We start from the raw sequence: 24,446 nt of genomic DNA on the forward strand, positions 1-24,446 counted from the left end.
CTTTGCGTAAATCAATTTCCGCATTGGCATACCTCACAGGCCATTTACCCGCTTCCTTTGCAGGGCAAAATTGATCTGTACGATGTCATGTAAAAAGCATTCACTATTATCTTTATTCCTCCTGTTATTTTCTCTCTGCACCTTTGCCCAGACCAACATCAGCGGTGTGGTAAAAGATATTAACAAAGCACCTCTTCAGAAAGTAAGTATCGCTATAAAAGGACAGAAACGCACTACTTTTTCAGATGAGAACGGGGCATTCCGTTTCTCCGACCTCCCGGCAGGCAAATACATCATCCATTTCTCACATACAGGTTTTGAACTGCAGGACCTGACAGTTTATTCAGAAGAAAAAGAAGCCGGCTCAGTTGAGATCATCCTGCTTCCGACTACAGAACAACTGCAGACAGTAGAAATCACCGGCCGGAAAGAGATCGGTTATAAGAACACCAACTCTTTTATTGGTACCAAAACCGCTACTCCCCTGAAAGACGTTCCCCAGTCCATCTCATATGTAACAAAGGAACTGATGCAGGACCAGGCATCTGTAAGAATAGGAGATGTAGTAAAGAACATGAGCGGTGTCAACCAGTTTACTTTTTACGACGACCTTACCATTCGCGGTTTCCGCATTAACGGTGGCAGCACCACACAGCTGATGAACGGCATGCGTACCTTTACCGGCTTCTGGAAACAGCCCATGGTGAACTTCCTGGAAAGGGTAGAAGTGATCAAAGGTCCTGCTTCCGCACTGTTTGGCAATGCCTCTCCCGGTGGTACCATCAACCGTGTTACCAAAAAGCCATTGGAAGAAAACCGTAAATCACTCAGCTTTACTATGGGCAGCTTCAATACCACCCGCGCCCTGGCTGATTTTACCGGTCCGCTGAACGATGAGAAGACTATCCTCTACCGCCTGAACATTGGCTATGAGAATGCAGAATCTTTCCGAGTGTTGCAGTTCGACAAAAATATCGTGATTGCACCTTCCGTATCTTTCCTTCCAACAGAAAAGACCCGTATCAACTTTGATGCGGTATACAATAAGTCCAACAGCCGCCTGGACAGGGGCCAGTCTATCTTTAACGGCCAGGACCTCTACTCCACACCAATTTCACAGTCGCTCAGCGCCACGAACGACTACCTGAATGAAGAAACCTACACTGTAATGGCCTCTCTGAACCACCAGTTCAGCAGCCGGCTTTCTTTCAACCTGGCTTACCTGCGCACGGGTTATACAGAAGACCTCCTGGAGCACCGCAGTGCCAACGCTTATGCAGTAGATTCAGCCGGTAATCCTATCAACAGCCTTGTAGCAAGACAGGTGTTTGTCCGCAAAAAGAATCCCGCCAGCGCCAACGCCTCTGCATACCTGACCTACGATGCCAATACCGGTAAAATAGGCCATAAACTGCTGGTAGGTTATGACTACTCCCAGGCTACACTGTCGCCCGGAGCATCCCAGATGACAGCCACCAACTACCAGCTGAAAAACGGCGGTGTGGCAGCTTATAACCCTGCCAACGCGGCCAATTACGTTTTCTACAAATACACTACTGCCGACGGGACAGTCATCAATATTCCAAAGCCCAACGTTCCCGCTTACGATCTCATTAAAAGAGAGAACAAGCTGGAAGACATGAACAAATATGTGTATGTGGCGCAGAACGCCACTGTAATGCCTTCTTTCAGCAGCCTGGGCGGTTTCTATGCACAGGACCAGCTGAAATTTGGCGCTTTGCAATTACTGCTGGGCGTACGTTATGAGACCTATACAGACAGGCCGTTCTATAAAACCGACACTGTAAGAAAAGTTCGTCAGCATGCCTTCCTGCCCCGAGTAGGCCTGGTATATGGCATTACCCGCAACATCAATCTTTATGGTGTATATACCAAAGGTTACAATCCACAGGATGCTGCCACACAAAACAACCCGCTTACCGGCGGACCGTTCGACCCCATTGAGAGTGAACTTGTGGAAGGAGGTGTGAAAGCTGAATGGCTGCAGGGTAAATTAACCACCAACCTGTCTGTTTACCATATTAGGCAGAAGAACACCCTGTATCCTGCCGGAGTGGCTAATCAGCCGGACCTGCTCACACAGATAGGTGAAGAAACAGCCAAAGGTGTGGAAGTAGATGTAACCGGCCAGCTGACAGACAACTGGAACATCATTGCTACCTATTCCTACAATGACGCCGTTATCAGCAATGCAGCAGGTACTGACAAAGACCTGGTAGGCCTTCAGAAACCTAATGCACCAAAACAACAGGGTAGCCTGTGGACTAAATATACCATCCCTTCAGGCCAGGTAAAAGGCCTGGGAGTGGCCATAGGCGGTAACTTCGTGACCAAAAGAAATGTATCCCTGAACAAGGTACAGACCCTGCCCGGTTACGCATTGCTGAATGCAGGCCTCTTCTACAAGGTGAATAAGGTGCAGTTACAGCTGAATTTCAACAATCTGACAGATAAAGTGTACTGGGTGGGAGGTTATGACTATCTTCGCCTCTTCCCTGGCGCACCCAGGAACTGGCAGGCAACAATTTCTTATACATTCTGATCATGAAAAAAATATTAGGCTGGTTACATCTCTGGCTGGGCATCGTTTCCGGCATAGTGGTACTGATAGTAGCACTGACAGGCAGCCTGCTCGTATTTGAGGAAGAGCTGGAACATACGTTCCACTCTTCTTTTTTTTATGTAGAAGCACCTGCCAACACGACAAGACTACCGCTGGACCAGCTGCTGGCCAACGTACAGGGCCAATATCCGGGCTATAAGTCCGGTACTATGGAAATTGAACCAGAGCCTGACCGCAGCATTGTTTACCTCCTGCAGAAAGGAAAAGGCAAGGATAAAGCCAACCAACTGTACGTTGCCATCAATCCTTATACAGGTAAGATCATAGAAGCCCTACCTGCCAACAAACGCTTTTTCACCATAGTGTTGCAGCTGCACCGCTACCTGTGCATGGGCGAAACCGGTAAGATCATCACCGGTATTTCCTGCTCCATCTTCGTCATCCTGATCATTACAGGACTGGTATTATGGTGGCCTAAAAGAAATGCCCGCAAACAGCGTCTGAGTGTAAAATGGAATGCCTCTTTCAAGAGACTGAACTGGGACCTGCATGCGGTTTTCGGGTTCTATATACACCTGGTACTGCTGGCTATTTCACTGACGGGCCTTGTATGGAGTTATAAATGGGTGAACGGGCTGCTGTTCTATGCCTTCAACGGTTCTTCCAAACCTGAGAAAGTTACTGCCCCCAAAAGCCAGGCGGTAAAGAATACCGGTATTGCTTACTTTGAGCAGATCTATAATACTACCAATGAAAGGCTGCCTTATCGTGGCCCGGTAACCATCCGTTTTGAGGGCGATACTGTAGCTATAGCTGCTTCCAAATACAATATGGCTGCCAGCACTTCCAACACATATGACTTCCTGTATTTCCAGGCAGGCACGGCTAAACTGGTAAAAGAACGTCTGCATAAGAATGAAAGTGCAGGCATGAAAGCCAGGAGGATGGTCTATCCTATCCACACCGGAAGCATCTATGGCTGGCCTACTAAAATAATAGCGCTGATCAGTTCATTAGTAGCAGCTTCTCTGCCGGTTACAGGGCTACTGATCTACCTGGGCAGAAAGAAGAAAAAACCGGTAAAAAAAGCAAAGAAGGCTGTTATCCCGGGAGTTGGAACAACATCCGCACCCCTGCATACAGTATCAGCAAAGCTGTAGCGCCTTCTACCATCCGAGGTTTCAATACAGCAGCGCTGAGGCGGGCGCCTATTTGCCCGCCAACGATCACAGACAATAACAACGGGCCGGCAAAATGCAGATCAAAAACGATCTGTTTTTTGGCGGCCTGTCCTAATAGTCCGCCGATAGAGTTAACCAATATAAAGAAACTGCACAACCCCGCAATATTTTTAGGTGTATCATAACGACCCAGCCTGAGTATGGGCGACAGATAAATTCCTCCTCCTATCCCTGTCATGCCGGACAGAAAACCAATTCCTGCACCAATGATCCCGTATTTGTAAGTTCCGTTGTTCTTTTCGTCAGGTTCATAGCCTCTTTCCAGGAACATACGGTAACACATGCAAAGTGCCGCCACTGTAAGCGCAATACCCAGTAGCAGGAAGAAAGTATGCTGTTTCATGGGCATATAACTGCCTATGAAAGCCAGTGGTACACTGGCAATACTGATATAAAGTGCTTTTTTTATGGGCAGATGACCGGCTTTATAAAAATGGTAAACACCGCCTGTCACCACAACTATATTACATAACAATGCCGTAGATTTCATCAGCTGGAAATCTATTCCCCATAAAGCCATCAGCGCCAGGTAGCTGGAGCCGCCCCCAAATCCGGCAGAAGCATATAAAAGGGCTACAGTGAAAAACAATAAACAAAGCTCTGCAGACATAAGCCGTTTTTTAATAAATATTCATTTCCTCATCTATTTCACATGCCCACGCATGTATACCTCCTTCCACATTGTATACAAAAGGGAATCCGGCTGCATCCAGTTGCTGGGCTACCATCAGGCTGCGCATACCGTGATGGCAAAGCAGCGCCACCGGTACATCCCGCTGCAGCTTAGGTATGATCCCTCCTATCATGCGCATAGGTACATGCAATGCCTGTTCAAGGCTGCACACCTCCCATTCGTCGGCCTCACGTACATCTATGAGCTGCAAAGGCCTGCCTGCTTCTAACCATTCCTGTAATTGCTGTACTGTCAGGCTTTTCACGCCACCGGTATCGCAGGGCTGTTCATAGCTATCCTGCAGGGCAGTGATGTTATGATTACCGGGTACCGGTGTTATCCGGAAGGTATAATGTGTGTTATATAAAGTATCTATTGTGAGTAGCTGATTGCTGAGCGGCTCACCTATTCCGCAGATGATCTTGACCGTTTCATTAGCCTGGTAGCTGCCAATAATGCCCGGCAGGATACCCAGCACGCCAATATCACTACAGTTCAGCATAGCGCCTGGCTCCGGCTGTTCGGGGAAGAGACAGCGGTAAGTGGCGCTGCCTTTGTAATTGAATACGCTTACCTGACCTTCGTATTTGTGGATAGCGCCATATACGAAAGGTTTATTCAGGATCACACAGGCATCGTTCACCAGGTAGCGGGTGCCGAAGTTGTCGGAGCAGTCTACCACTACATCATATCCTGCAATGATATCCAGTGCATTTTCCGGCGTGAGCCAGGTATCGTGGGCAATGAACTGTATTTCGGGATTGAGTTGTTGCAGGCGGCGGATAGCAGTTTGCAGTTTAGGCTGCCCTTCCTCTGAAGTGTGGTAAAGCACCTGCCGTTGCAGGTTGGTGATAGATATAGTATCATATTCTACAATGCCCAGTTTACCGGTACCCATAGCGGTCAGGTACTGAAGCACGGGAACTCCCAGTCCTCCGGCGCCTATCACCAGTACTGCAGCCTGGTTGAGCAGTTGTTGTTTTTCCGGACCAAATCCTTCCAGTTTTAATTGTCTGTCATATCGCTGCGTCTTCATGGCTTTATTCTTTTAGACATCAATATTGTATCTCCGTACGTTCCGTCCGGCTGGCGGAAGCCTTGCAACAGGCGACCATATTCCATAAAACCAAAGTTACGATACAACTGGATAGCTCTTTCATTATTTGCAAATACGCTGAGCTGGATGATCTCCATCTCTTTATGCTGCTCTGCCCAACGGAGGGCGGCTGTAAGGAGGCGACGCCCTATGCCCATGTTCCAGTACTCATGCAGTATGGCTATGCCCAATTGCCCCAGGTGGGCTTCTTTCCGCATATCCGGCTGTTTCACCGTAATAGCGCCCACTATCTTTCCACCGGCAATGGCCAGCAGATGCAGGTGTTTGGTATTGTTTGCCAGGGAACGGATGAAGGCTGCTTCGTCAGCTATGGTCAGTACCTCAGATTCCGGTACTGTTATCAGCAGAAAGTCTGTTTCCCTGACTACCTGCCGGAAGTAGGTCAGCAGCTCAGAAGCGTCTTCCGGCTCTGCCGGACGGATGATAAGTACCTGGCCATTGGGTAAAAAGTGCTGCATAATACAAATGTAATGACAAAAAAAGCGCTGCAACATATGCAGCGCTTTTATATTATCCTAAATTAATATTTATACTTTTGTCCTTGCAGGGGCTAGAATAAAAAAACTCCTGACCGGAGATCTTCTTTTATTACACGATCTTATCGCTTCCGAAATAAGGCTGTAATACAGCTGGGATCTGTATTCCCTCTGCTGTCTGGTTATTTTCCAGGATACAGGCCAGTATACGGGGTAATGCCAGGGAGCTGCCATTCAGCGTATGTACCAGCTGGGGCTTACCGGCGCCATCTTTAAAGCGGGCTTTTGCACGGTTAGCCTGGTAAGTCTCAAAGTTAGATACAGAGCTCACCTCCAGCCATTTCTGCTGAGCGGTGCTATACACCTCGAAATCGTATGTCAGTGCAGAAGCAAAGCCCATGTCGCCACCACAAAGGCGGAGAATGCGGTAAGGCAGTTCCAGCGACTGTACCAGACCTTCAACATGAGCCACCATTTCGTCCAGTATTTCGTAAGATTTATCAGGATGTACGATCTGTACGATCTCAACTTTATCAAACTGGTGCAGGCGGTTCAGGCCACGTACATCCTTACCGTAAGAACCCGCTTCACGACGGAAACAGGGGGTATAGGAAGTAAGTTTATATGGCAGATCAGTGTCTTTCAGTATTTCATCCCGGAAGATGTTGGTCAGCGGCACTTCTGAAGTAGGTATGAGGTACAACTCATCTTCCGTTACAAAATACATCTGTCCTTCCTTATCAGGCAGCTGTCCTGTACCAAAGCCGGATGCCTCGTTCACCAGGTGCGGCACCTGGTATTCAATGTATCCTTTGCTGGTATTATAATCAAGAAAATACTGGATCATAGCGCGCTGTAAACGTGCGCCACGGTTTTTGTATACAGGGAAACCACTGCCGGTTATCTTATTACCCAGTTCAAAATCTATCAGGTCATATTTCTTTGCCAGGTCCCAGTGCGGTACGGCGCCGGAATACAAGGCAGGAATATCACCACCTTTGCGCACCTCTATATTCTCTTCCGGCGTTTTGCCGGGAGGAACAATAGCTGCAGGCAGGTTAGGCAGTTTGGACAGGGTCTGGATCAGTACTTTCTCAGTAACAGCCAGCTCTTCATTGATAGGATGTAATTTTTCTTTCAGGGATGCTACTTCCGATTTACGGGATTCCGCTTCATCTTTCTGCCCCTGGGCCATCAGTTTACCGATCTCTTTTGAGGCCGAGTTCACTTTTGCTTGTGTTTCATCATACTCCAGGGTTAATTTCTTGCGCTTGTCATCCAGCGCCAGTACTTCTTCCACCAGATCCAGCTCCTTAAAATTCTTTAAGGTAAGCCGTTCCAGCACCAGGGCTTTGTTTTGACGAATGAACGGAACTTGTAACATTATATGTTTTGATTAAATTTCTGCAAATATAGTTGTCAGGACAGATACTTCCCTACAATCGGCACTCTTCTTCCTACGCCGAAAGCTTTTGAAGACACCCTGATAATAGGGCAGAACTGATTGCGTTTATACTCATTGCTGTTCACCAGCTTCAGCGTACGGGCCACCAGTGCGGCGTCAAAGCCCTGGGCAATGATCTCCCGCGGGCCTTGCCTGCGTTCAATATACTGGTATAGTATCTGGTCCAGGATAGCATAATCCGGCAGGCTGTCTGAATCTTTCTGGTTAGGGCGTAGCTCTGCCGAAGGGGCTTTCTCTATGATATTGGCAGGGATGATCTCTTTATCACGGTTAATGTACCTGGCCAGTGCATAAACCTGCATTTTGTACAGGTCTCCCAATACGGACAGACCTCCGGCCATATCGCCGTAGAGGGTGCCGTAGCCGGTAGACAGCTCACTCTTATTGGAAGTATTGAGCAGTATATAACCGAACTTATTGGCCATTCCCATCAGCAGGTTACCGCGAATGCGGGACTGCGTATTTTCTTCCGCCACGTTGAAAGGCAATCCGTTAAAGTGAGGTTCCAGTGTGTTCAGGAAGCTGGCGTAGATATCGTTGATACGGATAATATCGTAAGGGTTGTCAAGATTTTCTGACAATGCTACTGCGTCATCCACAGAATGTTCTGTAGAATAGGGAGAGGGCATCAGAATGGCTCTTACATTCTCTTTACCCAGGGCTTCTACGGCCAGGGCCAGGGTCACTGCGCTGTCAATGCCGCCGGAAGAGCCCAGTATGGCTTTTTTGAAGCCCATTTTTCCGAAATAGTCCTTTATTCCCATGATTAGTGCCTGGTGAATACGGTCTATATGATCAAGGCTTAGCGCTGTGCCAGGCACGTAGCCTGTTTCCTCCGCGGTAGCTGCTGGTTTCAACAGCTCGTCCAGTTCAATACCGTCTATCGCTTCTTCAAAATAAGGCAGTTCCTTCACAATATTTCCCTGTGCATCAAAAATGAGGGACCCGCCTTCAAATACTATCTCTGTCTGAGACCCTACCGTGTTGCAATACAACATGGGCAGCTTGTATTTCCGTACATTGGCGCGGATGATCTCTTTCCGGGTCTCATTACTGAGATAATCAAACGGGGAAGCGGAAAGGTTGATCATGACGTCAGGTTGCTGGGAGATCAGCTGGTCCATAGGACAGATCCTGTAAAGAGGATTATCTCCCAGGTTCCAGATATCTTCACAAATGGTTACAGCCAGTTTTTTCCCTTTGAAGGGGATAACGTTCCAGGCAAAGCCCGGTTCAAAGTAGCGGTACTCGTCAAATACGTCATATGTAGGCAGGAGTGTTTTATGCACTACCTGTTTTACTTCTCCTTCATACAGGAACCAGGCGGCATTAAAGAGGTCTTTCCCTTCCTGTTGCGGGTTACGGCAGGGGGCGCCTACCAGTACGCCTATATTCTGCGTATGTGCCTTGATGGTATCTATAGCCGTATAACATTGCTGTATAAAATCTTCAAACTCCAGGAAATCTCTTGGAGGATAACCACATACGCAAAGCTCTGAGAAGACTACCAGGTCTGCTCCCTGTGCTGTTGCATCTTTGATACCCTGTAATATTTTCTGCGTATTCAGTTCAAAGTTGCCAATATGGTAGTTCTGCTGAGCAAGAATTATTTTCATCTACGGTTTATTTAAGGAACCATGCCTTTGTAGAAACATGGCATAGCAAAATTACCATTTCCGGGTATAACTTTAAAAGAACAGTCCCAGCTTTAACGCAAGAGTGTTCATATTCACTTTCCCATCGTCCCATTTAGCGTTACGGGTCACATCAATAAAACCATTCTGATAGGTCAATCCAACCACACCAGACAGTCTCTCTCCAAGCGGGTATTCCACACCTGCACCTATCAGCATTCCGATATTGATGGGTGTGATATTCCGCAGTACATTTACCTTATCGGTTGTTTCTGTCAGGGTTACTACATCAGCACGGCCGCGTACAGGGAAGCCGAGATAGGTACCAAACTGTCCGAAGAAATTCATGCCATTGTATTCATCAGTCCTTAGTTTCAATGCAGCGGGGATCTCTACATAGGTCACCTTCAGGTTATATTCTGCCGGGTTCTCTTTAAAATCATCCAGTCCTTTACCAGCCTCATATTTCAGCTTGCTGCCTGCTGTTGATACCTGCAGACCGGAAGCTATTGCATAACGGCCGGATTCGTCCAGCAGGAAATCTGCCATGATGCCGAAGCTAATACCGCCCCGGGCGCTGGTCCTTTCCACGCCTGACTCCTGGGGTTTTAGCCAGAAAATGGTAGGGTCCAGCTTAAATCCCAGCCTTACCCTGTTCTCCTGTATAAATCTGCCTTGTGCCATTGCTGCTGTGATGCTTGTTAACAGTACACCTATCAGTAAGACCTTTTTCATAAATAATTTTATCTTTTTTTTAATACAAGGTATATAATATTTTTACCTGTCTGTAGTTAGATAGAATAGTATGCGAAAATACACTAATAAATCAGCCGGCCTGTTGCCAGCATTTCTTTTCATGTGTTTCATTTCTGCATGTAAACACAAGAACGTACCGGATGTAAGCCATATTGCGATGGATGTTCATATTGAACGTTTTGACCAGGACCTGTACAAACTGGATACCAACCAGGTAGCTACAGGCTTACAGCAACTGCATGCAGCATATCCTGCATTCCTTCCGGCTTATATTGAACAGGTGATGAACTTTGGCCCTTATGAAGACAGCAGCAGGATGATACAGCTGCAAACCAGGATGCTGGTAGGAAATGCTGATTACCGCCTGTTACAGGATAGTATTAACGCACACTTCCCGAAGCTGGATAAACTGGAAAAGGACCTGGCGCAGGGCTTTCGTTATATAAGATACTATATTCCTCATTTTCCGCTTCCATCAAAAGTAGTTTCTTTCAGTTCCGTGATCAGCAATTATGGTGCGGTTACCACAGATTCTATTCTTGGTATTGGCCTGGATATGTACCTGGGCAATAATTTCCCGATCTATTCATTACTACCGGATTATCCTGTGTATATGGTCCGCAAATTCTCTCCGGAATATATTGTTACCAATTGTATACAGGCATTATCCCAGCAGGTATATCCGCCGGCAAAGGCGAGCGATAAGCTGGTTGAGCAAATAGTGAATGCCGGTAAGCATCAGTATTTCCTTGAGCAGGTGTTACCTGAAACTCCGGATAGCATCAGATTAGGATATACGAAAGACCAGATGGAATTCTGTAAAGAGAATGAAGTAATGATATGGCAGTTCTTTGTACAACAGAACCTTCTCTACAAATCTGACTGGCAGAACAATATGCACTACATGAATGATGGTCCTTCCACACAGGGCATGCCTGAAGGCTCTCCCGGCAGAATAGGTCCTTATGTTGGCTGGCAGATTGTGAAACAATATATGGAAAGACATCCCGAAGTAACCCTGCAGCAACTCATGGAGAATAAAGATGTGATGCGCATCTTCAACGACGCGAAATACAGACCGAAGTAATAATCAGGGGCTGTCTCCGGCAAATACCGGGGACAGCTTCTGATCAGATATTCACAGATAGTTTGTGATAAAAAACCTGAAAGCAAATCACAACGATAACGGCTTTCCTTTCAAAATATCAAACACTGTCTCTCCCGGCAAAACACTGAACACAGGAATATTTATTGCATACCTCTCACACAACTCACGTATACTGTTATTGATCTGCTCTGCACTGTAACGTGATGAGAAATGGCCCAGTATCAACGTCTCAATATTACTGCCGCTAACCATTTCCATCACTTCATCCAGACGGCTATGCTTATTCTTATGTGCATAAAGTTTGATCTCTTCTACCCTGTCAAGAAAAGTAGCTTCATGGATCAATATCTTTGTATCATCCCACCGGTGAAGATCATCCACAGGCGTATCTCCGGAATAACTCAGAATATTTGTTCTTACCTCGTATGATGTATTTTCCTTTCCATAAACTTCTCCGTATTTCCTGATCTCTTCTCCTGACAATCCTGCTAGTTCAGATTTCAGTTTACGTTTGGTCTGAAACACTTTAAAGCTCAGGCTCTTTGTAAGCTCAGGCTTTGCAGGTACATGTCCGTTCCTGATAGTCTGAACAATGATATCATCCTTTATGCGGATCTCTTCATTTTCACTTACAGGCTGCCATACTGTACCTGAAATATGCGGATCAAATTTCTTCGAAAAGTCCTCCATGAAAGGAAATGAAGCACAGTTTTTCGGATAGCAGATCACAGGATATCCTTCTCTTGCATTCAGCTGGTTGAGCTGTAACAAACCGGTAAGATGATCTCTGTCTGCATGTGAGATAAACACATGATTGATCTTCCTGCTCTTCTGCAACAATGCGGATGTCACACCGTCTCCTGCGTCGAACAGCAATCCCAGTTCATCTATAAAATACCATGTTGAAAAAAGGGCTGTAGAATAACCTGTAATTGTCAATTGCATATAAATTCTGCCGGAATAAAACCGGTAGTATCACTACTATACATTAAGGAAGAGAAGTAAATCAATTTAGCTTAAAAGGCACAATCATCTGGAACTCGGGGATCTTCACTTCAAACAATTTCTTGTTGAGTTGATTTTCCATCTGGTAAGTGCCATACATCTTGCCGATCTCCGTACGCAGATTAGATCCTGAAACATACTGGTAACTTTCTGAAGGCGCAAGCAGAGGCTGAACACCTACAACACCTTCTCCTTCCACTTCACGGTGAGTTCCGTTGGAGTCGATGATATACCAGTGACGGCGAAGTAATTTGATGGGAAAGGTATTGTTATTCTCAATTGTAATACGGTAGGCGAACATGAACTCACTACCAATCGGATTTGAATAATCCGGCTGATAAAATGTTTCTACACTAATGGTAATTCCGTCTGTTACTTTTTTTACCATAAAACACCTCCGTTTAACGTAAAAATAAACAAAATAAATCCAGTAGGAAGAAAAATTATATGTCGGAATAGACTTTAACGTTTCATTTAGAAGCGGGTAGAACTGGCGGCTACAAAACAAATAACAAATTGATTAACAACAAACTAAACAATAATCACCCCTTCCATTACTGCAGCGTTCCTCTCCGCTGCCCGGGCTTCTTTCTCAAACCGGTTTTCATAATACCCCACTTTCCGGCATTCCCACAGGTATTTCCAGAGGAAAGGTACCAGCCCCAGTTGTCTGTACTGGCGTACATGGCAGACCTCGTGCCTTACCCAGTAAGGATTTCTCAGGAAATCTTCTCTTGTGACGCCATATAAATGTATGGTCTTGCCTATTACCATGGCAATCTGTCCGCCGCCCATATAGCGGCAGGCCAGACGGGCAAGTAAAGAACGTTCTTTTATGTAACAGGTTATCTTCTCCAAAGTACTGGTTATGTGATAAGATTACGAATAACGAATATACTTCGTCATTCGTAATCTATCTACAACCTATGCATCGGTTTTAATTAAAGCTACAGCGAGAACCTCCTGGAAATATTGAATCCCCAGCGGAACTGCCCCTGCAGCCAGGAACTGGTGGTTTCAGGAATGAACTGATTTTCCAGTATAGCTGTAGAGTTGGTAAAGTTCACATGGAAAACGTGCCCTCCGGTCTCTATTTCCAGTCCCACTGCCAGCGGGTTGTACAGCTCCCTTCCCATAGCCTTGAAGCGGTCTTTGCTTTCCTGGCTGCGGAAAGGATAGAAGTATTCCACCAGTAGTCCCATGCGGCGGGAAAACTTAATCCTACCGCCGGCGCCCAGCGCAAAGACGTCATTCTGGTCCTGGTAAGCTACACGGTTACGGTGCACCAGCGTAGGTAACAGTGTAAATGACACACTCCTGCTGAACTTCCTGGCAATGATCACTTGCCCGGTGTAAGAAAGCCGGTCAGATGCTTTATCAAAATGGCTGGCATCAGACACGGTACGGCTGGAAGTCATATTAGTAGCTACAGCATTACCAAACAGGGCTACTGTAACCGGCATATGATCGTCTGTGGTCTGTTCCAGCACCTTGTATTTTGCCATGCCTTCATACATCTGTGTAAGGCTGCCGGAGCCCTTGCAACGGCTTACACCTATCATGAGGCGGTCTGTTACGCCATACTCAAATGCAATACGTATGTCAGTAGAATTATCCATACCAAAAAAGGTCTTGGTACCTCCGGCTTCTCCGCCCATATCACCGAAACGGTGAGCCACGCGGAAATCAAGCTCCCGCTTTTTCAGTGTTTCAGGAGATTGTCCCTGGATAATACGGGTGGACTTATATGTAGCGATAACCGGTTCATGCGCTTTTACAGAATCTTTGCTGAACATGTCTTCCAGGCTGCCCTGGGCAAAACTGTTCAACCCGGGAAGGCACCCCAGGAGCAACAGGTATATATGTTTCATAGGTTTGTTCATAATATGCTAGTTTCAGGATGCGGGTAAATAAGCTGCGTTGATAGTCACTTCTATCGTTTCTGCAATATTTTTCACCACCAGTGTAGGTACTTTGATCCTATGATCTTCCAGTCTGACTATGAATCTGGCATTGGCTGAAGGCTTGCCGTCCTGCACAGTCAGTGTGGCTTTCTCGTGATAAACCTTATCAACACCATGTAATGAAAGCGTTCCGTCAACTGTCACCTCACGGGTACCTTCCTTATGCAGGTCCCCACCGGTTATTTTACCTTTAAAAACTGCATAGGGATACTTATCGCTCTCCAGGTAGTTCTCATTAAAGTGCTCTTCCATCAGCTGCTTTTTGAATTTGAAAGAGTTGACAGGAACTTTAAAATACACTTCGCCGGTTTTCAGGTTAATAGCAGATACGCATTTGTTACTTTTCGCATCAATGTCTTCTACCGGAGTGGAAGAAAAGAAGGACAGGTTGGTATTACGACAGGTAAACACGTCCTGGGCAAAGCCCTGCTGCATCATTAGGATGCCTGTCAGTAAGGGCATTAGAATTTTCATGCTCATGTTCATTTTTCAGGTTTTCGTTTAAAGAAATGATCACTCAGGCATACCTTTAGATATCCAGCAATCAATAGAATCGCGCATGCCCTGGCTTAATTTGCCTCTTGGCGGCATGTCTGCATTGGGACCGGTTACACGTTCCCTGAATAGCGCAGTATTAGCGCTCAGATAGGTTTTCAACTTTTCAAGTGTAGAGAAATCTGACACTACAAAGTTGCCCGTACCTTTATGACACCTGCCGTTGGTACAGTTTGCTCCCACGGTCGTCATAATGTAAGCTGAAGTGATCTTACTGGTATCACAGGCTGTGGGTTGAACACCGGGATCTGGAGCGGGTGCTTGTTCTGCAGTACAACCGTATACAAGCAGCATGAGCAATACGGGTAACAATGATGTTCTCATAGGCGTTTTCATTTTTCCTTAAATGTAATAGGTGGGTTTACCAGCCTTGTCTTTCAAAAATGGTTATTCTGCATTAACGCAGAATGCAAATTTAAATTATTAGTTAAATAAATAATGTTTGCAAATCTAGGGATAGAGGGAAGTTTCAGTTTAGTAGATACGGGAAAATTTAATCTCTTGCAGGTTGAAAACTTAAATTGAGTGTATGAAGCTAAAAAGTCAGCACGAATTTGATACATTTGTTTCCATGAACATTGATCAGTTGTACGCCATTTACCGGCAATATCCTTCTGTACAGACAGACACCAGGCAGCTTAAAGCAGGTGATATCTTTTTTGCCCTGAAAGGTCCTAACTTTAACGGGAACACTTATGCCGCAGCTGCCCTGGAAAAGGGCGCTGTACTGGCCGTGGTGGATGAAGAAGCTTTCTTCACTCACCCGGAAAAAATGATGCTGACAAAAGATGTGCTGGAAACCCTGCAACAACTGGCTCTCAGGCATAGAACAGAATTGAAGATCCCTTTCCTGGCCATTACCGGCACCAACGGTAAAACAACTACCAAAGAGCTTGTCAGTACTGTACTGTCCTCAACGTTCAAAACCAGTGCCACCGCAGGCAACCTGAACAATCATATAGGCGTTCCTCTCACCATTCTCCACATTCCATTTGATACGGAAATAGCTGTAATAGAAATGGGCGCCAACCATGAACATGAAATAGAAAGCTATTGTAAGATAGCCAGGCCGACACATGGTATTATCACCAATATAGGCAAAGCGCATCTTGAAGGATTTGGCAGTGAAGAGGGCGTTCGCAGGGCAAAAGGAGAGCTGTACGACTTCCTGCGGAAAAATAACGGGACCGTATTTGTATGTAACGAGTATCCATACCTGGTAGAGATGAGTAAAGGTATTCCAACTGTTATTACTTACGGACAAAAAAGCGCAGATTACACCGGCACACCTCTCGCTGAATCTGCGTTATTAAGTGTAAAAGCAGATAAACCTTCAGGCATAGACCAGATAAACACCCAGCTGGTAGGCGCATATAACTTCCCCAACGTGATGGCAGCTGTAGCTGTTGGTACCTATTTCAAAGTGCCTGCAGAAAAGATCCGCAGCTCCATTGCAGACTATATTCCTTCCAACAACCGCTCCCAGGTTATCCGGCAGGATAGCAACACTATTATCATGGATGCCTACAACGCAAACCCTTCCAGCATGAAGGCTGCAATCGAAAACTTTGCAGGCATACAGGCCGATAAAAAAGTACTGTTACTGGGAGGTATGATGGAACTGGGTGCCGATAGCGTGAAAGAGCACCAGGCACTCGTAACACTTCTGCAACGCACACACTGGCACGCAGTAGTGCTGGTAGGCGGCGATTTCAGCAGGACAGAACATCCCTATATATACCTTGAAAATGCTGCAGACGCAGCTTCCTGGCTGAAACAGCAACAATATACGGACGCGTATATACTGATTAAAGGCTCAAGAAGTATGGGTATGGAAAAGGTTATTGCTTAAAGCCTTTACTATAATAAAAAAAGAGACCTGCAAGCTAAAAAGCCCGCAGGTGTTCATAACCTATGCCAACTTTAGAGTATTATAAATAAGTTTATTAAGTTAGTTTCAGTATGTGTATGGTAAAATATTTTAAGTGTTGAGCTTGATATAACTATATCATTGGCAACAAATTAGTGATAAGGATACGGGCCGTTTGTTCTTCACGAAAGCTGAGTTAAATAAGATAATTTGAGGTATCATTATTATAGCTGCAAAAACATTCTGCGAACATTCCCACGCTTCTTCATTAACAACTTATGCGTCTGATTGTTTAAGACCTTTAAACTCTGATTGACTTTTTCTAACGTGTCTGCTACATGTGTCTGAGGTAATATACGGGGACTTCTCCTGCCCGGATTTAAAATTTTAAAATTATTTTTCAATTTCCTGGCAAAGCTCTACCAGCACACCATTCGTCCCTTTTGGATGAAGAAAACAGACCAATTTATTATCCGCCCCCAGCTTAGGTTCTGCCTGCAGTAGGGTAAAACCTTCAGCTGTCAGGCGCGCCATCTCTTCCCGGATGTCATTTACCTCAAAGGCTATATGATGTATTCCCTCTCCTTTTTTCTCCAGGAAACGGGCAATAGCACTTTCTCCCCCCGTAGCTTCCAGCAGCTCAATTTTAGTTTCTCCCTGCCGGAAAAAAGCGGTCTCTACATATTCACTTGCAACTGTCTCCTGTTTGTAACACGAAGTGTTCAATAATTTTTCAAATAACGGGATGGATACCTGCAGAGACTGTACAGCTATTCCTATATGTTCTACTTTAAGCATAAGGGCAATTTAACACTTAAAAATCAGCTAATAGCGTCCGTCTATAGGCCTATCATATCTTACAATCTTCGGGGGACATAAAAACAGCAATTAAGCGTTAAATTTGTATAGAAGGAATCAATAGTAATAACTAAAAGACCGATAGATATGCTGAAGTTGCCTGTGTACCTGGACAATAATGCTACTACACCTTGTGATCCGCGGGTGGTGGAGACAATGCTTCCTTTCTTTACAGAGACCTTCGGCAATGCTTCCAGCCGTAACCATGCCTTTGGATGGGCCGCTGAAGCGGCCGTAGACCTTGCCCGGGAACAGGTGGCAGCCCTGATTGGTGCCGATCCCAAAGAGATCATATTCACCTCCGGCGCCACAGAAGCAGACAATCTCGCACTCAAGGGGGTATTTGAGATGTATATTGACAAAGGTAACCACATCATTACCACAGAAATAGAACATAAAGCCATCCTGGATACCTGTAAACACCTTGAAAAACAGGGAGCCGAGATCACCTACCTGAAAGTAAACAGTGAAGGTCTGCCTGACCTGAAGGAACTGGAAGCAGCTATTACTCCTAAAACCATTATGGTGGCCATTATGTACGCCAATAATGAGATAGGGGTAATCAATCCCATTAAAGAGATCAGTGCTATAGCCAAAAGACATGGCGTGCTGATGATGAGTGATATTACCCAGGCTGCCGGCAAAATACCGGTAGATGTGGACCGTGACGGTATAGACCTGGCGGCTTTCAGCGCTCATAAGCTGTATGGCCCTAAAGGTATCGGCGCGCTGTACGTAAGGCGGAAATCGCCCCGGGTAAAAGTAACCGCCCAGCTGGACGGGGGCGGCCATGAAAGAGGAATGCGCTCCGGCACTTTGAATGTACCGGGCATAGTTGGTTTTGGAAAAGCCTGTGAAATAAGCCTCGGGGAAATGGAAGAAGAAGGTAAACGCCTGGCTGTCCTGCGGGATAAGCTGGAAAATGCCCTTCTGCAACTGGAAGAATCTGCCGTAAACGGCTTCAGGGCTCAGCGCCTGCCACATGTCAGTAATATCTCCTTCCGTTATATTGAAGGGGAAGCCCTGTTGATGGGCTTTAACAAGAATATTGCCGTTTCTTCCGGCTCTGCCTGTACCTCTGCCTCGCCGGAACCCAGCTATGTGCTGACCAGCCTCGGATTGGGGGACGATCTCGCCCATTCATCCATCCGCTTTGGATTAGGGCGCTTTACAACTGAAGAAGAAATTGACTATGCTATAAAAGCAGTAACAGAAACAGTGAACAAACTGCGGGAAATCAGCCCGCTTTGGGAGATGTTCAAGGAAGGAGCCGACATGAGCTCCATAGAGTGGTCCCGGCCGTGATAAGGCAAGGGAGGGACAATTTTTGATATCTTATATACTTATGCTTATGGACTACGCAGCAAAAGTGATGGATCACTACAATAACCCCAGGAACGCCGGCAAATTGGATATTGCCAGCTTAAACGTTGGGACGGGGCTTATTCATGTATCTGAGTATATAGAAGTTGTTCGGATACAGATAGAGATAAACCCTGCAAAGAACATTATTACAGATGCCCGCTTCAAAACATTTGGCTGCGGATCAGCGATTGCTGCCGCTTCCCTTACTACTGAATGGCTGAAGGGCAAAACGCCTGAAGATGCGTTTAAAATAAACAATATGGACATTGTAGAGGCGCTTAGCCTGCCCCCTTCAAAGATCCACTGTACCATTCTGGTAGAAGACGCCGTAAAAGCTGCCATTAATGACTACAGGCATAAAAACGGGCTCGAAGCCTTACAGGAAGAGGCTCTGGAATCCAATTACGAACTGGAAGGCATGTAATAAAGAATTTTTAGCTGCGCGCAGCGCACTCTCAAAAAAGGGTTTCGCCTTCAGCGAAACCCTTTTTTGAGCATTCTATACTACTCCTCATTGATCATTATTAATTATATATATTTGTCCTTTCAGATCACAGATCTATGCTAGCAATCTTTAAAAAGGAAATACACCAGTTTTTTAGCAGCATCACCGGCTATGTAGCCATCATCCTCTTTTTGCTGGCTAACGGCCTGTTGCTCTTCGTCTTCCCCTCCACCAGCCTGCTGGACTATGGCTATGCCAACCTCGACCCGTTATTTGAGCTGGCTCCCATGATCTATCTGTTGCTTATTCCCGCCATCACCATGCGCAGCCTGGCAGATGAATTCAAAAGCGGTACTATGGAACTGCTCAGCACCAAACCGCTGAGCTGGTGGCAGATAGTAATGGGAAAGTTCACAGCCGGCATAACAGTGGTATTCATCTCCCTGATCCCTACCCTGGTATACTATATTGCCATCCGCCAGCTAAGCGCCGATCCCGGCAATCTTGACAATGGAGGCATAACAGGTTCCTATATAGGCCTTTTTCTGCTGGGAGCCGTATTTACCGCTATTGGCGTATGGTCTTCCTCTCTTACTGCCAACGCAGTAGTAGCATTTCTCACAGCTATTTTTACCTGTTATATATTTTATTATGGCTTTGACGCGTTAAGCAAGGTGCCCACTTTTACCGGCGGGGCCGACTATTACCTGCAGATGGCTGGTATCCGCTTCCATTACGCCTCCATTAGCAGGGGAGTGATAGACAGCCGGGATATCGTGTATTTTCTCAGCGTGATCGCATTAATGCTGTACCTGACAAGATTATCATTGCAGCGAAGAATCTGGGATTGATCAAAAAATTAACTTTTCGTGGCTATTAACAGAAGGAAGAAATACCTGCAACGTGCTATTGTAGTGATAGCAGTCCTCATAGGCATCAATATAGTAGCGGCCAGGTTCCATACCCGCTGGGACCTTACTGCCGAAAAACGATATACCCTGACACCCGCTACCAAAAAGCTGTTGCAGGGACTGGACAGCACCGTGACCATAGAAGTATTCCTGAAAGGCGATTATCCCGCCAACTTCCGTCAGCTGGCGCAATCTGCCCAGGAGTTACTGGAAGAGTTCAGGGAATACGGCGGCAATCATATACAGTTTATCTTCCAGAATCCCGGTGAAGGTCTGTCAGATACCTCCAGAATGCAATTTCAGCAGTCTCTCGTTGAAAAAGGTATCATGCCCTTCAACATGCAGGTGCAGGAAGATGCCAATCAGGGCTATTCCGAAAAACTGATCTTCCCCGGCGCTTTACTGCATTATGGCAGTAAAACCATCGGCATCAATCTCCTGAAAAGCCAGGGCGGTATGAATCCTGACGCTGCCATGAACAGCTCTGAATCCCTGCTCGAATACCAGTTTGCCAACGCTATTTATCATTTACAGCAAAAGAGGCCGCCGCTGGTAGGTTATATGCTGGGCAACGGAGAACTGCTGGGAGCAGAAGTTTACGACGCCCTCACTACCATGCAGTCCAACTACCTGCTGGATACCATTACCCTCCAGTATGTATCACATATTCCAAAAGATTTTAACGCTATCATTTTTACAAAACCTGCCAGCAGGTTCACAGATGAGGATAAACTGAAAATAGATCAGTATGTAATGAACGGGGGTAAAGTTATCTGGTTCATTGATCAGCTGAATGCCTCTATTGATAGTTTGCAGAAACAGGAGAACTTCGTGGCCTTTAACAGGGACCTTAACCTGGAAGACCTTCTCTTCCGTTACGGTGTTCGCATTAACCAGGACCTGGTGCAGGACATGCAGTGCGATTTTGTGCCACAGGTCGTAGACGCCACAGGACAGATGCAGCCGCTGGGGTTCCCTTACTTTCCTCTGCTCACACCTACTGCTGCACATTCTATTGTTAAAAACATGGACCTGGTACTGAGCCATTTTGCCAGCTCTATCGATACCATTAAAGGCGGTAGCATCAGCAAAACCCTGCTGCTCACTACTTCCGTCCATAGCAGAAGTGTAAAGGCACCGGTGGAAATAAGCTGGAACAACCTGCGTATAAAACCCAATCCGCGGGATTTCAGAAAAGAATATATGCCCGTGGCTGTGTTGCTGGAAGGACAGTTCACCTCTCTTTTCCGCAATCGGTTGGATGCAGCTACACAGGAAGCTATTCATAAAGGCACAGGCGTTCCATTCAAAAACAACAGTGACAGCATTAATAAAATGATAGTGGTGAGCGATGCAGATCTCATCACCAATGCTTTCTCACAAAAAAACGGTCCGCTTCAGATGGGCGTTAACCTGTTCAATCAGTCCATGGTATATGCCAACCGTGAGTTCCTGCTGAACTCTCTTGGTTACCTCACCAACAACACAGGCATTATGGAGGCCAGGAACAAAGAACTGACCATGCGTTTGCTGGATGCAGAAAAGACAAGGAAGGACAAAAGCAAATGGCAGGCTATTTGTTTTATAGTTCCCATCGGCCTCATCCTGGTCTTCGCCGCAATTTTCCAGTTTATCAGGCAAAGAAAATTTGAAGTAGGATAAGTCTGCAGGTTGCAGATTATATTTTTAAAAGATCGTTTTTGCCGTGAGCAAAAAACGATTGTCTATATTTGCCCTGCAATAAAAAGTTTTAAAGCCATAACCTGACCCCTTATATTCATCAGAAAGAGTCAACTTTAAAATTGGAAAACACCCGGTATTATCCGGTCTTTAAGGGAAGCAGTGAAAAGCAGATGTGCTCTTTACGACAAAAATTAACCACACGTGTACAACGCAGAAAGTATCAGCAAAACGCTGAAAGGTGAGCTATTGCAGCAGACAGGCAATCCGGGAATTGAACACATTTTGCTGGACAGCCGGAAACTCAGCTTTCCTGAAACCTCTCTCTTCATCCCATTGGTGAGCAGCAGACGTAATGCGCATCAGTATATGGATGAGCTCTACGAAAAAGGGGTAAGTAATTTCATAGTGAGTGAAGCGCCCGCACAAGGCAAATTTCCGAAAGCAAACATCATCCTGGTAAAAGATACCATGGCTGCCCTGCATACACTGGTAGCCTCTCACAGATTACAGTTTCACATTCCTGTAATAGGCATTACCGGTAGTAATGGTAAAACCATTGTAAAAGAATGGCTCTACCAGCTGCTGGAAAAAGATTACAACATTGTAAGAAGCCCTAAGAGCTACAACTCGCAGATAGGTGTTCCCTTATCAGTCTGGCAGATGAAAGCGGAACATAATATCGCCATCTTCGAAGCCGGCATCTCCCAGCCCGGAGAAATGGAACATCTTGAAAAGATCATCCGTCCTACTATAGGCATCTTCACCAATATAGGCGAAGCCCATAATGAAGGCTTCCTGAACATCCGCCAGAAGATTAATGAAAAACTGGTGCTGTTCAGCAAGAGTGAGCTGCTGATCTATTGTAAAGATTATCCTGTACTCAATGAATGCGTGCTCAACTTCCATAATGTTGTTGGCAGAAAAGAAGGCCAGGACGGCGGATTACAGCTGTTCACCTGGTCCCGCAAAACAGAGGCTGACCTCAGGATCATCAGTGTAGACAAGAACGACAACCATACACGCATAGATGCACTCTATAAAAATGAACCGATACACATCAGTATTCCCTTTGTGGATGAAGGTTCTGTAGAGAATGCCATTCATTGCTGGGCCCTCATGATGCATCTGGGCATTGACCAGTCCGTGATCAGGCAACGTATGGACCTGCTCGGCAATATAGCCATGCGGCTGGAGCTCAAACAGGGCATCAACAACTGCTCCGTGATCAATGACAGCTATAACTCAGATCTTGGCTCATTGAAAATAGCACTGGAATTCCTGCAGCAACAACAACAACATCCCAGCCGCACCATCATTCTCAGTGATATCCTGCAGAGCGGTAAAAGTGATGCCTCCCTATATGAAGAAGTAGCCAGCTTGCTGCAACAGAAAGGGATCAACAAAGTGATAGGGATAGGAAAGAACATATTCCGGGAGAAAAAAAGCTTTCAACAGATCATCTCTCTTAAAAGCAGTTTCTTCCAGACAACAGAAGAATTTATCCAGCAATTCAACCCCCAGGATTTTCAGCATGAGACCATCCTGTTGAAAGGCGCCCGCATCTTCGAATTTGAACGCATAGGCAAGCTGCTGGAACAAAAAGTACATCAGACAATTTTAGAAATTAACCTGAGTGCTGTTTCACACAACGTAAAGCAATACCAGGCGCTGTTAAAGCCCGGCACCAAGTTAATGGCGATGGTAAAAGCCTTCTCTTACGGAAGCGGAAGTTTTGAGATTGCAAACCTGCTGCAGTTTCATGGCGTAGATTACCTCGCCGTTGCATATGCTGATGAGGGAGTTGAATTGAGAAGGACCGGAATTACCATGCCCATCATGGTCATGAACCCTGAACCCAGTTCGTTTGACGCTATCCTTCAATGGAACCTTGAGCCCGAGATCTATTCCCTTCATCTTCTGCAGCAATTTGAGGAAGAAGTACAGATAGCCGGCAAAACCGGTTTCCCCGTACATATCAAGCTGGATACCGGCATGCACAGGCTGGGCTTTGAAAAGAAAGATATTCCGGAGCTGGCCCGTTTACTGAGTGAGAATCCATACCTGAAGGTACGCTCTATATTCAGTCACCTGGCGGCCAGCGAAGATCCCTCAAAAGACGAGCTGACCAGGCAACAGGGCAAACACTTCTTTGAAATGAGCCACGAACTGCAAAAAGCGTTAGGATATTTTGTGATCAGGCATATAGCCAACAGCGCCGCCATTCAGCGCCATCCTGACCTCCAGCTGGACATGGTAAGACTGGGAATAGGCATGTATGGAGTAGACAGCGGCACCGAAATGCAGGAACAGCTGCGCCCGGTAAGTACCCTAAAAACCACCGTATCCCAGGTAAAACACCTTACAGCTGGAGATACTGTCGGGTATGGGGCAAAATGGATAGCCAAAGGGCCGGCAGTAACAGCCACGGTACGCATAGGATATGCTGATGGTTATCCCAGAAGATTGAGCAATGGTGTGGGAAAAATGCTGGTAAGAGGCCAGCTGGCCCCTGTAGCAGGAGTTATAGCCATGGATATGGTAATGCTGGACGTAACCCTTATTCCTGAGGTGACAGAAGGAGATGAAGTGATCGTATTCGGAGAACATTTGCCGGTACAACAGCTGGCAGCCTGGGCAGAGACAATTCCTTACGAAATATTAACAGGAATTTCGCAGCGGGTGAAACGGGTATATTTCGAGGAGTGACGGGAAATTCCGATTTTGCACATTATTATT

At 46.0% G+C, this 24,446-nt stretch carries 22 protein-coding genes; 9 read left to right on the forward strand and 13 right to left on the reverse strand.

The features are described 5' to 3' along the window. Positions 1-82: 82 nt before the first annotated feature. Together GO493_RS00260 and GO493_RS00265 are read left to right on the forward strand one after the other, a co-directional pair. Entirely contained in the window at positions 83-2,563 is a 2,481-nt protein-coding gene (locus tag GO493_RS00260) for a TonB-dependent receptor (RefSeq protein WP_157304068.1), read from the forward strand. A gap of 2 nt (positions 2,564-2,565) precedes the next feature. Next, the gene (locus tag GO493_RS00265) at positions 2,566-3,744 is read left to right on the forward strand and encodes a PepSY-associated TM helix domain-containing protein (protein ID WP_157304069.1); all 1,179 of its coding nucleotides are present in this window, start codon (positions 2,566-2,568) and stop codon (positions 3,742-3,744) included. On the opposite strand, the gene GO493_RS00270 is transcribed toward GO493_RS00265, so the two are convergent. From GO493_RS00270 to GO493_RS00295, 6 genes are all read right to left on the reverse strand, one after another. Then, positions 3,686-4,435, reverse strand: a complete 750-nt coding sequence (locus GO493_RS00270; RefSeq protein ID WP_157304070.1) for a sulfite exporter TauE/SafE family protein — start codon at positions 4,433-4,435, stop codon at positions 3,686-3,688. The two genes, GO493_RS00265 and GO493_RS00270, sit on opposite strands and share 59 nt — an antisense overlap. 10 nt (positions 4,436-4,445) lie before the next feature. After that, on the reverse strand, positions 4,446-5,534 hold the full coding sequence (locus tag GO493_RS00275) for a HesA/MoeB/ThiF family protein (protein ID WP_157304071.1): 1,089 nt from the start codon (positions 5,532-5,534) through the stop codon (positions 4,446-4,448). Then, positions 5,531-6,073, reverse strand: coding sequence for a GNAT family N-acetyltransferase (locus GO493_RS00280; RefSeq protein WP_157304072.1), 543 nt, complete (start codon positions 6,071-6,073; stop codon positions 5,531-5,533). Before GO493_RS00280 ends, GO493_RS00275 begins: the two co-directional genes overlap by 4 nt. A gap of 130 nt (positions 6,074-6,203) precedes the next feature. After that, positions 6,204-7,475: a serine--tRNA ligase gene (gene serS / locus GO493_RS00285; RefSeq protein WP_157304073.1), complete on the reverse strand. Its 1,272-nt coding sequence runs from the start codon at positions 7,473-7,475 to the stop codon at positions 6,204-6,206. Positions 7,476-7,510: 35 nt separating this feature from the next. Continuing rightward, positions 7,511-9,172, reverse strand: a complete 1,662-nt coding sequence (locus GO493_RS00290) for an NAD+ synthase (RefSeq protein ID WP_157304074.1) — start codon at positions 9,170-9,172, stop codon at positions 7,511-7,513. A 72-nt stretch (positions 9,173-9,244) separates the two neighbouring features. Beyond that, entirely contained in the window at positions 9,245-9,925 is a 681-nt protein-coding gene (locus tag GO493_RS00295) for a porin family protein (protein ID WP_157304075.1), read from the reverse strand. Positions 9,926-9,995: 70 nt separating this feature from the next. Between GO493_RS00295 and gldB the strand changes: the two genes are divergently transcribed. After that, positions 9,996-11,033, forward strand: a complete 1,038-nt coding sequence (gene gldB, locus GO493_RS00300; protein WP_157304076.1) for a gliding motility lipoprotein GldB — start codon at positions 9,996-9,998, stop codon at positions 11,031-11,033. 87 nt (positions 11,034-11,120) lie between these two features. On the opposite strand, the gene GO493_RS00305 is transcribed toward gldB, so the two are convergent. The 6 genes from GO493_RS00305 to GO493_RS00330 form a co-directional block, all read right to left on the reverse strand. After that, on the reverse strand, positions 11,121-11,999 hold the full coding sequence (locus tag GO493_RS00305; RefSeq protein WP_157304077.1) for an MBL fold metallo-hydrolase: 879 nt from the start codon (positions 11,997-11,999) through the stop codon (positions 11,121-11,123). Between the two features lie 61 nt (positions 12,000-12,060). Then, positions 12,061-12,447 carry a Co2+/Mg2+ efflux protein ApaG gene (apaG, locus tag GO493_RS00310; protein WP_089828842.1) on the reverse strand — a complete coding sequence of 129 codons (387 nt, stop codon included), beginning with the start codon at positions 12,445-12,447 and terminating at the stop codon, positions 12,061-12,063. Between the two features lie 143 nt (positions 12,448-12,590). Further along, positions 12,591-12,917 (reverse strand): DUF4157 domain-containing protein, encoded by a 327-nt coding sequence (locus tag GO493_RS00315; RefSeq protein ID WP_157304078.1) that lies wholly within the window; start codon positions 12,915-12,917, stop codon positions 12,591-12,593. 89 nt (positions 12,918-13,006) lie between these two features. Then, a complete protein-coding gene (locus GO493_RS00320) occupies positions 13,007-13,930 on the reverse strand; it encodes a DUF5777 family beta-barrel protein (RefSeq protein WP_157304079.1) in 924 nt (307 codons plus the stop codon). Positions 13,931-13,954: 24 nt separating this feature from the next. After that, positions 13,955-14,497, reverse strand: a complete 543-nt coding sequence (locus tag GO493_RS00325) for a YceI family protein (protein ID WP_157304080.1) — start codon at positions 14,495-14,497, stop codon at positions 13,955-13,957. 39 nt (positions 14,498-14,536) lie between these two features. After that, on the reverse strand, positions 14,537-14,902 hold the full coding sequence (locus GO493_RS00330; RefSeq protein WP_157304081.1) for a hypothetical protein: 366 nt from the start codon (positions 14,900-14,902) through the stop codon (positions 14,537-14,539). Positions 14,903-15,107: 205 nt separating this feature from the next. On the opposite strand from GO493_RS00330, the gene GO493_RS00335 reads away from it, so the two are divergent. Then, positions 15,108-16,430, forward strand: coding sequence for a UDP-N-acetylmuramoyl-tripeptide--D-alanyl-D-alanine ligase (locus tag GO493_RS00335; protein ID WP_232538707.1), 1,323 nt, complete (start codon positions 15,108-15,110; stop codon positions 16,428-16,430). A 411-nt stretch (positions 16,431-16,841) separates the two neighbouring features. Here the strand turns inward: GO493_RS00335 and mce are convergent, their stop codons facing one another. Further along, positions 16,842-17,246: a methylmalonyl-CoA epimerase gene (mce, locus tag GO493_RS00340; RefSeq protein WP_157304082.1), complete on the reverse strand. Its 405-nt coding sequence runs from the start codon at positions 17,244-17,246 to the stop codon at positions 16,842-16,844. Positions 17,247-17,393: 147 nt separating this feature from the next. Here mce and GO493_RS00345 point away from each other — a divergent pair, with 147 nt between their 5' ends. From GO493_RS00345 to GO493_RS00365, 5 genes are all read left to right on the forward strand, one after another. Continuing rightward, positions 17,394-18,611 (forward strand): IscS subfamily cysteine desulfurase, encoded by a 1,218-nt coding sequence (locus tag GO493_RS00345; RefSeq protein ID WP_317165379.1) that lies wholly within the window; start codon positions 17,394-17,396, stop codon positions 18,609-18,611. A gap of 46 nt (positions 18,612-18,657) precedes the next feature. Further along, complete coding sequence (locus GO493_RS00350) at positions 18,658-19,095, forward strand: iron-sulfur cluster assembly scaffold protein (RefSeq protein ID WP_157304083.1); 438 nt, start codon at positions 18,658-18,660, stop codon at positions 19,093-19,095. A gap of 137 nt (positions 19,096-19,232) precedes the next feature. Next, positions 19,233-19,967 (forward strand): gliding motility-associated ABC transporter permease subunit GldF, encoded by a 735-nt coding sequence (gldF, locus tag GO493_RS00355; RefSeq protein WP_157304084.1) that lies wholly within the window; start codon positions 19,233-19,235, stop codon positions 19,965-19,967. Between the two features lie 18 nt (positions 19,968-19,985). Continuing rightward, positions 19,986-21,689: a gliding motility-associated ABC transporter substrate-binding protein GldG gene (gene gldG / locus GO493_RS00360; protein WP_157304085.1), complete on the forward strand. Its 1,704-nt coding sequence runs from the start codon at positions 19,986-19,988 to the stop codon at positions 21,687-21,689. Between the two features lie 222 nt (positions 21,690-21,911). Next, positions 21,912-24,416, forward strand: a complete 2,505-nt coding sequence (locus GO493_RS00365; RefSeq protein ID WP_317165380.1) for a bifunctional UDP-N-acetylmuramoyl-tripeptide:D-alanyl-D-alanine ligase/alanine racemase — start codon at positions 21,912-21,914, stop codon at positions 24,414-24,416. Positions 24,417-24,446 lie beyond the last annotated feature (30 nt).

The organism is Chitinophaga tropicalis, assembly GCF_009758205.1.
Classification (GTDB): domain Bacteria; phylum Bacteroidota; class Bacteroidia; order Chitinophagales; family Chitinophagaceae; genus Chitinophaga; species Chitinophaga tropicalis.

Excerpts from the sequence above, each read along its gene's own strand:
- GO493_RS00260 (WP_157304068.1), top strand. The coding sequence starts at position 83 with ATGTCATGTAAAAAGCATTCACTATTATCTTTATTCCTCCTGTTATTT.
- GO493_RS00265 (WP_157304069.1), top strand. The coding sequence starts at position 2,566 with ATGAAAAAAATATTAGGCTGGTTACATCTCTGGCTGGGCATCGTTTCC.
- GO493_RS00270 (WP_157304070.1), bottom strand. The coding sequence starts at position 4,435 with ATGTCTGCAGAGCTTTGTTTATTGTTTTTCACTGTAGCCCTTTTATAT.
- GO493_RS00275 (WP_157304071.1), bottom strand. The coding sequence starts at position 5,534 with ATGAAGACGCAGCGATATGACAGACAATTAAAACTGGAAGGATTTGGT.
- GO493_RS00280 (WP_157304072.1), bottom strand. The coding sequence starts at position 6,073 with ATGCAGCACTTTTTACCCAATGGCCAGGTACTTATCATCCGTCCGGCA.
- serS (WP_157304073.1), bottom strand. The coding sequence starts at position 7,475 with ATGTTACAAGTTCCGTTCATTCGTCAAAACAAAGCCCTGGTGCTGGAA.
- GO493_RS00290 (WP_157304074.1), bottom strand. The coding sequence starts at position 9,172 with ATGAAAATAATTCTTGCTCAGCAGAACTACCATATTGGCAACTTTGAA.
- GO493_RS00295 (WP_157304075.1), bottom strand. The coding sequence starts at position 9,925 with ATGAAAAAGGTCTTACTGATAGGTGTACTGTTAACAAGCATCACAGCA.
- gldB (WP_157304076.1), top strand. The coding sequence starts at position 9,996 with ATGCGAAAATACACTAATAAATCAGCCGGCCTGTTGCCAGCATTTCTT.
- GO493_RS00305 (WP_157304077.1), bottom strand. The coding sequence starts at position 11,999 with ATGCAATTGACAATTACAGGTTATTCTACAGCCCTTTTTTCAACATGG.
- apaG (WP_089828842.1), bottom strand. The coding sequence starts at position 12,447 with ATGGTAAAAAAAGTAACAGACGGAATTACCATTAGTGTAGAAACATTT.
- GO493_RS00320 (WP_157304079.1), bottom strand. The coding sequence starts at position 13,930 with ATGAAACATATATACCTGTTGCTCCTGGGGTGCCTTCCCGGGTTGAAC.
- GO493_RS00325 (WP_157304080.1), bottom strand. The coding sequence starts at position 14,497 with ATGAAAATTCTAATGCCCTTACTGACAGGCATCCTAATGATGCAGCAG.
- GO493_RS00330 (WP_157304081.1), bottom strand. The coding sequence starts at position 14,902 with ATGAGAACATCATTGTTACCCGTATTGCTCATGCTGCTTGTATACGGT.
- GO493_RS00335 (WP_232538707.1), top strand. The coding sequence starts at position 15,108 with ATGAAGCTAAAAAGTCAGCACGAATTTGATACATTTGTTTCCATGAAC.
- mce (WP_157304082.1), bottom strand. The coding sequence starts at position 17,246 with ATGCTTAAAGTAGAACATATAGGAATAGCTGTACAGTCTCTGCAGGTA.
- GO493_RS00345 (WP_317165379.1), top strand. The coding sequence starts at position 17,394 with ATGCTGAAGTTGCCTGTGTACCTGGACAATAATGCTACTACACCTTGT.
- GO493_RS00350 (WP_157304083.1), top strand. The coding sequence starts at position 18,658 with ATGGACTACGCAGCAAAAGTGATGGATCACTACAATAACCCCAGGAAC.
- gldF (WP_157304084.1), top strand. The coding sequence starts at position 19,233 with ATGCTAGCAATCTTTAAAAAGGAAATACACCAGTTTTTTAGCAGCATC.